The following is an 11,708-nucleotide window of genomic DNA, read 5'->3' on the forward strand; positions in this document are numbered from 1 at the left end:
ACCCGGCGGCCACTACCGGCCGCGGACGATGCGGCGGAGTTTGGTGACTCGGGGGCCTACTTCGCGTTCGTAGCCGTGGTCGGTGGGGTTGTAGTAGTCCGTACCGACCAGTTCGTCGGGCGGATACTGTTGTGCGAGAACGCCATCCGGGTGGTCGTGGGGGTACTTGTAGCCTTGGGCACTGCCCAGGGCCGCGGCTCCGGGGTAGTGGCCGTCACGCAGATGCGGCGGCACCGCACCGGCTTTGCCTGCGCGGATGTCGGACATGGCTGCGCCGATGCCCTTGACGACCGCACCGGATTTGGGGGCGGTCGCGATGTGGATGGTGGCGTGGGCGAGGGCCAGTTGAGCCTCCGGCATACCGACCAGTTGGACTACCTGGGCTGCTGCCACGGCGGTCTGCAGGGCGGTGGGGTCGGCCATGCCGACCTCTTCACTGGCCTGAATCATCAAGCGGCGGGCGATGAATCGCGGATCTTCGCCGGCGCTGATCATGCGGGCGAGGTAGTGCAGGGCGGCGTCGACATCGGAACCGCGCAGGGATTTGATGAAGGCGCTGATGACGTCGTAGTGCTGGTCACCGGCGCGGTCGTAGCGGACCGCCACCTTGTCGACGCTGGCCTCGACCAACTCGACGCCCACGGTGCCGTCGAGCGAGGATTCGGCGGACGCCTCCAGGGCCGTGAGCGAGCGCCGCGCATCACCGCCCGCAATGCGCACGATGTGATCGAGCGCGGCATCGGTCACCGTGTATTCGCCCGCGAGACCGCGCGGATCTTCGATGGCACGGGTGAGCACGGTGCGAATATCGTCCTCGGACAAGGACGTCAGCTGCAGTACCAGCGAGCGGGACAGCAGCGGGGATACCACCGAGAAGGACGGGTTCTCGGTGGTCGCGCCGACCAGCAGCACAATGCGGTTCTCGACCGCGGCCAGCAGCGCGTCCTGCTGGGTCTTCGAAAAGCGGTGCACCTCATCGATGAAGAGGACGGTCTGCTCCCCCACGGTGAGCCGGCGGCGCGCGAGATCGATGACCGCGCGCACCTCCTTCACACCGGCGGACAGCGCCGAGAGCGCCTCGAAGCGGCGGCCGGTGGATTGCGAGATGAGCGAGGCGAGCGTCGTCTTACCGGTTCCCGGCGGCCCGTAGAGCAGCACCGAAGCCGCACCGGAACCCTCGATGAGCCGGCGCAGCGGCGAGCCGGGGCCGAGCAGATGCTCCTGGCCCACCACCTCGTCCAGATTTCTCGGGCGCATGCGCACGGCCAGCGGCGCGAATCCCTCGCGGCCTGCCGGCGGCAACGCCTCGAACTCGTCGGACACGTCCTCCATCCCTGGCGCTTCGAACAATCCGTCACTCACCACGCGACCGTACCGCCCGCCCACGACAGGAACGGTGAAGGCCGGGGTCCACGTGGGATCCCGGCCTTCACCGTCGAATCGAATCTATTCTTCCCAGTGCTCTTCGAGCGTCGCCGAGACGTGCTCGGCGAAGTCACCGAGCGAATCGTCGCCCGTGCAGCGGGCGTCCTCGGCGAGTGCGGCCCAGCGGTTGATCAGCGCCGCCGACCGCGGAATCGACAGTCCGTGCTCACGAGCCGCCGCGATGCGGGTGTGGTCCGCGGGCAGGAACCAGTAGGTGGAGAGCCAGACCCAGATCAGCCGCGCCTCGAGAATGCGCTCGGCGAGCACATCATCGTCGGCGAGAGCCGGCCAGACCGCGACCACTTCCGAGCGCCAGGCCTCGACCATCTGCCGGGCACGTTCCCGGGAGAGTTCGAAGTCGCAGAGACAGCCGGGGAAAGAGACCAGGGCGTAGGCGATATCGAGGGTGGCATCACGGAATCCACCCCACTCGTAGTCCAGGAAACGCGCACCCTCGTCATTGAGGATGACATTGTCCGGACACAGATCGGACGGGCTGAAGGCGCGATAGCGCCCGGCGGAGAACAAGCGGTTACCACGAACGATGCGCTCGGCGATCTCGCCGGGGACCTCTATGCCGAGCTCGTGCTGCAGCATGACGGGGACATCGGAGACCGAGGATTCGGCCTGCTGGGCAATGCCGTCCACCCGATGCACCACGTCGACGCGGCGTAGCAGGGCGACAAAATCGGCCTCGCGGCCGACGGTGGCAGCGTGCATGCGACCCAATGCCTGCGCGAATGCCATGAGCGAATTGCGCCCGGCCGGCTCGGCTCCGGCCTGCAGTACGGCCGTGAGCGAGGTGTTCTCCCCGAGGTCGCTGAGGATGAGCAGCCGATCGGGCAGGCTGTAGCCGAGTAGGTAGGCCCCGGGTCTGTGGTCGCGCCCGAGCGCCGTGGTGAATTGGTAGGAAACCGCCTCACGCAGGAATGCGGAGTCGATGCTGGCCACACCGGGCGCCATACCCCCGGTGCGTCGTTCCTGCGCGCTGCCGCGTACCTGCTTCACTATGAGAGTGCGCGGAAGTGAGAAAGCGTTCTCCGCTACACGCACGCGTAGCACCGTCGTTCTACCACTGCCGCTGAGTTCAATTGGATCGCTCAGCTTTACCGCAGCACCCATTCGCTTTGTGAGCAACTGTTGTGCCGCGTACACGACTTCGGCGGCGCGTTCGGCCAATAGTGCGGTCATCGGTTCCCAAGTTACTCGCACCAGGTCACTTTCAGCGAGCGGTTGCGCAACCTTTCGCGCGTCGTCCGGCGTGTCTGGGTACCGGGTTTGCCCACACGGCGCTGGTTGCTTGACACAACCAGGACCGTCGAGTTGTCTCATGTTCAACTGCTGTGTGTCACACCGTAAACCGGGAAATGTGAAAGGCTCGCGACCATGACCGGCACGCCGCCCTCCGCACCGAACGCACCCTCCGGCGACAATCCGGGCGAGGAGGGCGGCGGGCAGTACACGGCCCGGCCCGGAGCCCATCAAAACCCCGAGCCGCCACCGCATTCCGGTGCGCCCGAACAGGGTCCGGGACACGGTCGCCACGAGTTGCCCGGGCTCGCCGGATACCCGCAATTCAGCGGGCCGGGCGCCGCGCAGTACGGCAGCGAGGCCGTGGAACCACCGCCTCCGCTGCCCCCGCAGTCGGGCGCGCCGGGATCGCAGCCGGGCTACGCCCAGTCCGGCGGTATACCGCAGCAGGGCGGGTACGCACCACAGCCCGGCGGGTACACACCACAGCAGGGTTCACCTCAGCAGGGCGGTTACGTACCCGGCCAGGGCGGACCTCAACAGGGCGGTTACTCACCCCAGGGCGGACCCCAGCAGGGCGGTTACACACCTCAGCAAGGTGGTTACGCACCGCAACAGGGTGCGCAGCAAGGCGATTACGGCCAGCCCCCGAGTGGTTACGGACAGCAGCCCGGTGCGGTGCCACCCGGCGGACAGCAGTCTTCGGAGCCGCAGTCCTCGACCTACGAGCATCCCCCGATCAGTCTCAATGTGGGTCGCGCCATCTCCTACGGCTGGGATCGCTTCCGCGCCAATCCGGTTCCGTGGATCGGCATGGTGCTGGTCGGATTGATCGCCTGGCTGGTGGTCACCCTGCTGGTGAATATCGTTGACGTGCAATCGCTCACGGGCGTGCTGCTGCTGTTCATCGTGGCGGCCCTGGTGATGTGGCTGCTGCAGGCGGCGATGATCCGCGGTGCGCTCTACGAAACCGACGGCACCCCACCGGATTTCTCGGGCTTCTTCGGATTCGTCAATGCCGGCAGTGTGCTGATCACGGCGCTCATCGTCTTCGTGGCCTGCCTGATCGCCTCGATGCTGTGCGTGTTCCCGGTGGTCATCGTCGGCGTGCTGTGCATGTTCGCACTGCATTTCGTGATCGATCAGGAGATGGATCCGCTGACCGCCATCAAATCCAGTGCCCAACTGGTGATCTCGAATGCCCTGCAGGTGATCCTGCTGGCCCTGGCCGTACTGGTGATCACCTTCGTCGGCGCGCTGCTGTGCGGTCTGGGCCTGCTGGTCGCCGGCCCGGTCACCGCCATCGCGATCACCTACGCCTATCGCACACTCACCGGCCGCCTGGTCGTGCAGTACTAGGTACAGACAGAAAAGCACCGGCCGGTATCGAGATACCGGCCGGTGCTTTGTGTTCGGACCGAGACTACTTGTCCTTCACCGGGTTACCGTCGGCGTCCAGCTTCACGTCCAGTCCCGCGTCGCGGCGCTGCACGGGCGTGATCGGGGTGGGCGCGTCGGTGAGCGGATCCACGCCGCCGCCCGACTTCGGGAAGGCGATGACATCGCGAATGGAATCCACACCGGCCAGCAGCGCGGTGATGCGGTCCCAGCCGAAGGCGATGCCGCCGTGCGGGGGCGCGCCGTAGGAGAAGGCGTCGAGCAGGAAGCCGAACTTGTCCTGCGCCTCCTCCTCGCTGATGCCCATCACCTTGAACACCCGCTCCTGCACGTCGCGGCGATGGATACGGATGGACCCGCCGCCGATCTCATTGCCGTTGCAGACGATGTCGTAGGCGTAGGCCAGCGCCGAACCGGGATCGGTGTCGAAGGTGGCGAGCGAATCGGGCTTGGGCGAGGTGAACGCGTGGTGCACCGCGGTCCAGGCCGAATGGCCGAGCGCCACATCGCCACTCGCGGTGGCGTCGGCGGCGGGCTCGAACATGGGGGCGTCGACGATCCAGACGAAGGCCCACTCGTTCTCGTCGATGAGCTCGCACTTGCGGGCGATCTCACCGCGCGCGGCACCGAGCAGCGCGCGGCTGGACTTGGCATCACCGGCACCGAAGAACACGCAGTCGCCGGGGTTGGCGCCGACAAACTTGGCCAGACCCTCGCGCTCGGCGTCGGTCAGGTTCTTGGCGACCGGACCACCGAGGGTGCCGTCCTCCTGAATGAGGATGTAGGCCAGACCCTTGGCGCCGCGCTGCTTGGCCCACTCCTGCCAGGCATCGAGCTGACGCCGCGGCTGCGACGCACCGCCCGGCATGACGACCGCACCGACGTACGGCGCCTGGAACACCCGGAACGGGGTGTCCTTGAAATACTCCGCCATCTCGGTGATCTCGATGCCGAAGCGCAGATCGGGCTTGTCGGAACCGTAGCGGCGCATGGCTTCCGCGTAGGTCATGTGCGGAATCGGCGTGCTGATCTCGTGGCCGATGAGCTTCCACAGCGCGACCAGGATGTCCTCGGCCAGGAGGATGACGTCCTCCTGGGTCACGAAGCTCATCTCGATATCGAGCTGGGTGAACTCGGGCTGGCGGTCGGCGCGGAAGTCCTCATCGCGGTAGCAGCGCGCGATCTGGTAGTACCGCTCGATGCCCGCGACCATGAGCAGCTGCTTGAACAGCTGCGGGGACTGCGGCAGCGCGTAGAACTTGCCGGGCTGCAGGCGGGCCGGAACCAGGAAGTCGCGCGCGCCCTCCGGGGTGGACCGGGTCATGGTCGGGGTCTCGACCTCGACGAAGGCGTGGTTGCCGAGCACCTCGCGGGCGGCGGCGCTGACCTTGGACCGCAGCCGCAGCGCATGCGCCGGGCCTTCGCGGCGCAGATCCAGGTAGCGGTACTTGAGACGGGCCTCTTCGCCGGGCTCGTCATCGAGCTGGAACGGCAGCGGCGCGGCCTCGTTGAGCACCTCGAGTTCGGTGACGTTCACCTCGATGGCGCCGGTCGGCAGATTCGGGTTCTCGCTGCCGGCCGGTCGATTCTCGACCACACCGGTGACCTTCACGCAGAACTCGTTGCGCAGCTTATGGGCCTGTTCGGCGGGGACGCCTTCACGGAAGACGGCCTGCGACACGCCCGAAGCATCACGCAGATCGATGAAGATCACGCCACCGTGGTCTCGCCGTCGGGCCACCCATCCGGTGAGGGTGACAGTCTGACCGGCGTGCTCGCTTCGCAGCGAACCAGCCAAGTGGGTGCGCAGCACTGGATTCCTTTCGACGGGCTCGAAGCACCGGCGGGGTGGGCCGGGTGCGCTCCCATCGTAGTGAGACACGTATTCCGAGAGGAAACCGATATCCGTGCGGCCGTGCCAAGCTATTGGTCATGACCTTCAACGAGGGCCTGCAGATCGACCCGAACCGGGTCTCGGGCGGCAGCGGCGGACCGGGTATGGGCGGCGGAATAGCCCTCGGGGGCGGCGCCCTGGGCATCGTGGTGCTCATTGCCACACTGCTGCTCGGGGGCGATCCCGGCAGTGTCCTCGGACAGTTCACCGGAGCCCAGAGTCAATCGCAGGGAGCGGCGCAGACGCCGGACCACTGCAAGACCGGTGCGGACGCGAACAAGTACGCGGACTGCCGCGTGATCGCGACGGTTCAGAGTCTGGACACGGTCTGGGGCACCGAACTGGCCAAGCAGACCAATAAGCAGTACACCGAACCGAAGGTGCGACTGTTCTCCGGCGCGGTGAACACCGGCTGCGGGCAGGCGTCCTCGGCGGTCGGCCCGTTCTACTGCCCCGCCGACCAGACCGCCTACTTCGATGTCAGCTTCTTCCAGGAGCTGAAGGATCGCTTCGGCGCGAGCGGCGGCCCGCTGGCGCAGGAGTACGTGGTGGCGCACGAGTTCGGGCACCACATTCAGAACCTGCTCGGCGATATCGGCCGCGCGCAACGTGATCCGCGCGGCCCGGAGTCCGGCGCGGTCCGCACCGAACTGCAGGCCGACTGCTACGCGGGGGTGTGGGCGTACTACGCCGATAAGCTACCCATGCCCGGCACCAACCAGACGTTCCTGAATCCGTTGACGGACAATGATATCCGTGACGGTCTCTCGGCAGCCTCGGCTGTCGGTGACGACCGCATCCAGAAGGCGTCGACCGGCAAGGTCAACCCCGAAGCCTGGACCCACGGCTCCTCCGACGAGCGGCAGAAGTGGTTCCTCTCCGGCTACAAGACCGGACAGGTCAAGATGTGCGACACCTACTCCGCCCGCGACCTCGGCAACCCGCCCGGCATCCGCTGATCGATCCTCGTCATCCCGGCATGTTTGCGGCCGGGATCCACACCCGAAGCACCCCAACACGTTTCGGCCCGCCTCCGCCGTGACACATCGGCCCTGCTCTTGACATGCTGTCGGTGACCGATGCCCGCACAGGGCAGAATCACGGACGGCGGGCGTACGCCCCGCGCGGGAGCTCGGAGGGGTGCTGATGCAAAGACTCGGCGAGACACGCGGATTCGGTCGAACAGCGTTCGGCACAGGACTGCGCGGCATGGTGACCGCGCTGGCGACAGCCGTATTACTCACCGGCACCATAGGTTTCGCGCAGGCCGACGATCCCGCTCCCCCACCACCGGCCGAACCCGCTGTCGCCGCGCCGCCGCTCACCAGCGCGCCCGCGCCCGGCCCGGCCCCGGCGGCCCCCTCGTCCGCACCGCCCGTTGCGCCCGTCACGCCGGTGGCCCCGGACCAGCCCGCGCCCGTGACCACTACGCCCAGCGCCGAACCGGCTCCGCCGGCGCCGGTTTCGCCCGCACCGTCTACCGCGCCCAACACCCAGAAGCCCTGGTCCACGGTGTTCCTGCTGACATCCATGCCGAACAGCTGGGAGAACATCGGCAATCCGCAACCGGCGCTGGAGATCTGGGCCGATGGCCGGGCGATCGAGCGGCGCAACGGCCAGGAGATCTATGGCAAGGTGGCGGCGGAGGTGACGACGGCCGCCGCGGCCGAGGTCCGGTCGCTGGCGCTGGCGGATATGGGTACGGCGACGCTGACCGATCAGGGTGCGGCGATCATCGATTTCATGCCGGCGCCGCCTGACCAGGATGTGCATCTGGTTGTCTACAGCCCGGGTGCCCTCGACGGGCTCACCGATGATCAGAAGGCGTGCCGCCAGCGCTTCACCGAGGTATTCCAGTGCCTGCTGAACGCCTTCGTCGTGTCAACATGACCGTGACCGCGCCACAAAAGCTCTGTACGCCGTCCAGATTCGGCGACCACTGCACTTCAGCTACAACGAGTACCACTGCTGCTACCCGAGATTCTCAGCCAAGCACTACGCCGGTTCGTGCAGAGCTGAACCAACACTGCAAGCGGCCTCGTTACGGGATAGCCCGAATACACTCCGCACCCGAATCGCACGTCTTGGTTGGGCGAAATAGTCTGGTGCACAGCAACAATGGCGAATACGATGGGCGGACGAGCACGCTGAAGTCGCATCTGGGGGAGCATTGACTGTCAAGGACGTCAAGGTCGAGTTGGGCTGGGGTCCAATAAAACTAGCAGGCACGTGGGTGCCCGACGCCGCTGAGCGCGCCGCGGCCTGGGAACTATATGTGGAATTGGTCACTCGGGTAGCCGTCGCCCCGTTGGCACCCGGCGAGGGAACCCTCAAAGAAGCATTGACATCTCTCCATCAACTATTCGCGGTCACGCGAGACATTCTTCGACGCCACGGACCTGCAGTAGCACGTAAGCCTCGGCGTGGCCGCTATAGATTCGGCTATCTGGCGGTCTGGATTCTCAACGCTGCGGTCCGACCAGTCCTGGCGTACTGGCATCCACAACTGCAACGTTGGGAAGATTCATGCCCCTCAGGCAGGTCGATTTCGGAGCACGAACTGGCCTGGCCCAAGGCACCCGAGCTGCGCGCAGAGCTTGAGAGCCTTCGAATCCTTCTGCTCGCGTACGCCCGGCTGCTTGCGGAGGCTTCCGAAGCACCTGCCCTTATCGACGCAACCGACGATATCTTCACTGCCCGACGTCAATAGCTATCAACCGGAATTCAACCGCACCAGTTAAATACTATATATTATCGTTTCTACGCCGGCCAGAGAGTCCGATGCCCCTTAAAACACGGTTAAACGGCTACTTCTATACTTTGATCGGACCAAAACGGACTCGCCCTGAAATTGGATATGGGCTATTCCTCTCCTATAGTGGTCAGCGAGATCGCGGAATCTTGCCATCCCTCCAACGAGCTATCGAGAAGCAGCCACGACCATGGTACAAGCCTCCCCTTCTACGGGTATTTCTCGACAAAAGCAGCATTCCTATCGGACCGCATCTATGGAGCAAAATCGAGTCCGGACTCTCTCGCTCAAATTGGCTCGTCGTGATCGCTTCACCCGAAGCCGCAGAATCAAAATGGGTGGACCGGGAAATAGCCTGGTGGCTCACAAATAGATCCTCTGATACTTTGCTTCTAGTACTAAGTTCAGGAGATCTAGTATGGGATGATGACCACGAGGACTGGAATCATTCGGTTTCAACTGCCCTGCCTCCGAGGCTACTGGGGGCATTCGAACACCAACCTGTATGGAAGGCGATAAAGTGGCATAAATCAAGTAACAGATCAATTGATCCCGATATCGACGGTGCCGCGCTGAGCATTTTATCAGTCATCCGCGGAATATCGGAAGATGATCTCCACTCCGAGAGCCTAAGAGAAACACAACGAAATCTCCGGTGGGCCCAGCTCACCGGACTGGTGTTGACGATACTAGTCATATTGGCAACCATTGTGGCCCGAGTCGCGGTGGTCCAAAAGGATCGCGCTGACAAGCAGGCAATGATCGCCGCAGCGCGGCTCGTGACCACCATCGCGGACAACAAAATGGATACCGATGTCCGTTCCGCCCTACTACTGGCGGTAGCAGCGTACAAGATCGATCCTTCAGACACGAATCTATCGACACTTCTTCGAGCGAACATTGCCAGTCCCAGTATCGTGCGATACCTCACAACAAGTTCACCCGTAACAGCCTTGGAAACCAGCGCAGATGGTTCAACCGTGGCAGCGGGAACAGCGGATGGTCAGGTTCTTCTATGGTCGCCGTCAAACCCCGAACTAACCCGGGTATTCAAATTGACATCATCGATTGCAAGCCTAGCTATAGACAGGTCCGGTGAAACAGTCCTCGCAACGGACGGCACCCAAGTAGCACTGTGGCAGAAAGCCTCCGGTACGCACCCTATAAAAATCGAAGGAGAAAATTCACCCGACTTAGTTGCCATATCGCCTTCAGGGAAATTGGCAGCCATACACAGCATAGCGCAAAATACAAGACTTATAAGCAATGCATTTGTAGGGGTCCTCGACCTTCAGTCAGGAGAAATAGACGAATCCCATCCTGATAATTGGAACGCAACAACAATGTCATTTATCTCCGATTCAGAATTAGCCCTGTTCACCGGGCAACGGGACACGCGAATAATTTCTTTAACCCACAACTGGGAGTTCGCTGAGTTCAGACACGGTGGATGCGGAGCATCACATCCAGTCGGGGATCCCTCGGTAAACGGAAGATATGTTGCATGTGGCCCATTGAAGGGTGAACCGATCCTAATTTTTCCATCCGACGGATCGGACGCTAATTCATTTCTCAATGCATATATTCCACAAGCCAGCACAGCGATACCCGCCACCCTTAGCCTGAGCGGCCATACCGTGGCAGTACCAGGACAGGACGGAGCCCTCTATGTCGCAGGCACATCCTCCGTCAAGGACAACACCCCCCCAGCGACACGCCTGACAGGCGCGACAGTGACGTCCGAAAAGCTTCTGAGATTCATGGGAGATTCGGAAAATAGACTTGTTTCTGCGCATCAAGATCAGATCACTTTCTGGGATATGCAGCAAACAGATAGAATTACCAGAACTTTGACCATTCCTTCTGTAATGGGGTGCAATGCCTGCCAGCCCAACATTTTCGTCTCGCCGAATTCCCAAGCCGCTATAGTATCAACGTCAGTCAATTACAATGATAGCGATGCAGATGCAACTCTGCTTCAGAATCTGGCACCAGACAATTCTCCACCATCGACGATTATCGCACCCTTCAGGGGAATTCCGATATGGCTTGACGAGAAGGGGAAATCTAGCCTTATCATCGTGGGCGAAAGCTATCCATGGGGAAGCGGGACCGAATGGGAAGAAGATTTGTCGATCCCTAAAAATGTAACTCTTTCACCTCCGGTCAGGAGTGCCGAACGAATCGTCGCCGCGTCCTCCGCACCCGGATCGAAAGTCATCATCAAGGTGGACAGCGAGGGAAATATCGCGCTGGAAGATACAAACGGAAGGGATCTAAAGTCCATCCCCAGCCCGGTCGCATCGACCGATGTGAATGGATCAATTTCACATGCCGCAATTAGCCATGACGGATCTCTGGTTGCCATCGCAAAGCGCGACGATACCGACAGCAAAGACAAAGTCACGATATTCGATCTTCACAGTCTGCGAACTGTCGGAACAGTTGACGGGCAAGACCTGACAGATATTGTGTACTCCGACTCAGAGTTGGTTATCGAACGCCGTGAAGCGATCGAGTACTGGAGCCTAGATGGACACTCGCTTCACCGCACAAACCGAGGTGAGAATCCCGCCGGCCTTCCATGGATAATTGCAATGGACCAAAAAGGATCCATGGTAGCAGAGGACACTACCAACGAGTATACCACGTTGATAAAAGATGGGCTCACTCTCGCTATTATTCCGCCGACAAGGGTCGACTGGTACGCCCATACAGGAATTGCCTTGTCCGCCGATGGAAAAATGTTCCTGAGAACGACAACCGGCTCAGACGGTGGGCCGGATGGAATACTTGAGGTACGTGACATATCTGCGGATGCACTCATCCGCTCCGCATGCCACTCTTCCGGATCAGACCTTTCTTCCGAAGAATGGCGCACCATTGTAGGTATCGCCCGTCCCAAGAATGCATATTGCATATAGTTGCAGAGGCTCACGTCGACGACAATACAATATGCGCGCATAAGAATCGGTCGAATCTCCGGAC

Annotated in this window: 7 protein-coding genes; 4 read left to right on the forward strand and 3 right to left on the reverse strand. The window is 62.5% G+C overall.

What is annotated here, in order from left to right; all coding sequences use genetic code 11:
• Positions 1-12 precede the first annotated feature (12 nt).
• Positions 13-1,332 (reverse strand): replication-associated recombination protein A, encoded by a 1,320-nt coding sequence (locus ABZX86_RS05475; RefSeq protein WP_355121276.1) that lies wholly within the window; start codon positions 1,330-1,332, stop codon positions 13-15.
• Between the two features lie 114 nt (positions 1,333-1,446).
• Positions 1,447-2,616: a kinase gene (locus tag ABZX86_RS05480; protein WP_327145635.1), complete on the reverse strand. Its 1,170-nt coding sequence runs from the start codon at positions 2,614-2,616 to the stop codon at positions 1,447-1,449.
• Positions 2,617-2,811: 195 nt separating this feature from the next.
• On the opposite strand from ABZX86_RS05480, the gene ABZX86_RS05485 reads away from it, so the two are divergent.
• A complete protein-coding gene (locus ABZX86_RS05485; protein ID WP_355120325.1) occupies positions 2,812-4,035 on the forward strand; it encodes a hypothetical protein in 1,224 nt (407 codons plus the stop codon).
• 64 nt (positions 4,036-4,099) lie between these two features.
• On the opposite strand, the gene aspS is transcribed toward ABZX86_RS05485, so the two are convergent.
• Complete coding sequence (aspS, locus tag ABZX86_RS05490) at positions 4,100-5,887, reverse strand: aspartate--tRNA ligase (RefSeq protein ID WP_355120327.1); 1,788 nt, start codon at positions 5,885-5,887, stop codon at positions 4,100-4,102.
• A gap of 119 nt (positions 5,888-6,006) precedes the next feature.
• On the opposite strand from aspS, the gene ABZX86_RS05495 reads away from it, so the two are divergent.
• The 3 genes from ABZX86_RS05495 to ABZX86_RS05505 all read left to right on the forward strand — a co-directional run bounded on the left by ABZX86_RS05495 (position 6,007) and on the right by ABZX86_RS05505 (position 11,644).
• Positions 6,007-6,927 carry a neutral zinc metallopeptidase gene (locus ABZX86_RS05495; protein ID WP_355120329.1) on the forward strand — a complete coding sequence of 307 codons (921 nt, stop codon included), beginning with the start codon at positions 6,007-6,009 and terminating at the stop codon, positions 6,925-6,927.
• A gap of 250 nt (positions 6,928-7,177) precedes the next feature.
• Positions 7,178-7,858 (forward strand): hypothetical protein, encoded by a 681-nt coding sequence (locus ABZX86_RS05500; RefSeq protein ID WP_355120331.1) that lies wholly within the window; start codon positions 7,178-7,180, stop codon positions 7,856-7,858.
• Between the two features lie 891 nt (positions 7,859-8,749).
• Positions 8,750-11,644, forward strand: a complete 2,895-nt coding sequence (locus tag ABZX86_RS05505) for a toll/interleukin-1 receptor domain-containing protein (RefSeq protein WP_355120333.1) — start codon at positions 8,750-8,752, stop codon at positions 11,642-11,644.
• Positions 11,645-11,708 lie beyond the last annotated feature (64 nt).

Source organism: Nocardia sp. NPDC006630 (assembly GCF_040611495.1).
In the GTDB taxonomy this organism is placed as follows: Bacteria; Actinomycetota; Actinomycetes; order Mycobacteriales; family Mycobacteriaceae; genus Nocardia.

Excerpts from the sequence above, each read along its gene's own strand:
- ABZX86_RS05475 (WP_355121276.1), bottom strand. The coding sequence starts at position 1,332 with ATGGAGGACGTGTCCGACGAGTTCGAGGCGTTGCCGCCGGCAGGCCGC.
- ABZX86_RS05480 (WP_327145635.1), bottom strand. The coding sequence starts at position 2,616 with ATGACCGCACTATTGGCCGAACGCGCCGCCGAAGTCGTGTACGCGGCA.
- ABZX86_RS05485 (WP_355120325.1), top strand. The coding sequence starts at position 2,812 with ATGACCGGCACGCCGCCCTCCGCACCGAACGCACCCTCCGGCGACAAT.
- ABZX86_RS05495 (WP_355120329.1), top strand. The coding sequence starts at position 6,007 with ATGACCTTCAACGAGGGCCTGCAGATCGACCCGAACCGGGTCTCGGGC.
- ABZX86_RS05500 (WP_355120331.1), top strand. The coding sequence starts at position 7,178 with ATGGTGACCGCGCTGGCGACAGCCGTATTACTCACCGGCACCATAGGT.
- ABZX86_RS05505 (WP_355120333.1), top strand. The coding sequence starts at position 8,750 with ATGCCCCTTAAAACACGGTTAAACGGCTACTTCTATACTTTGATCGGA.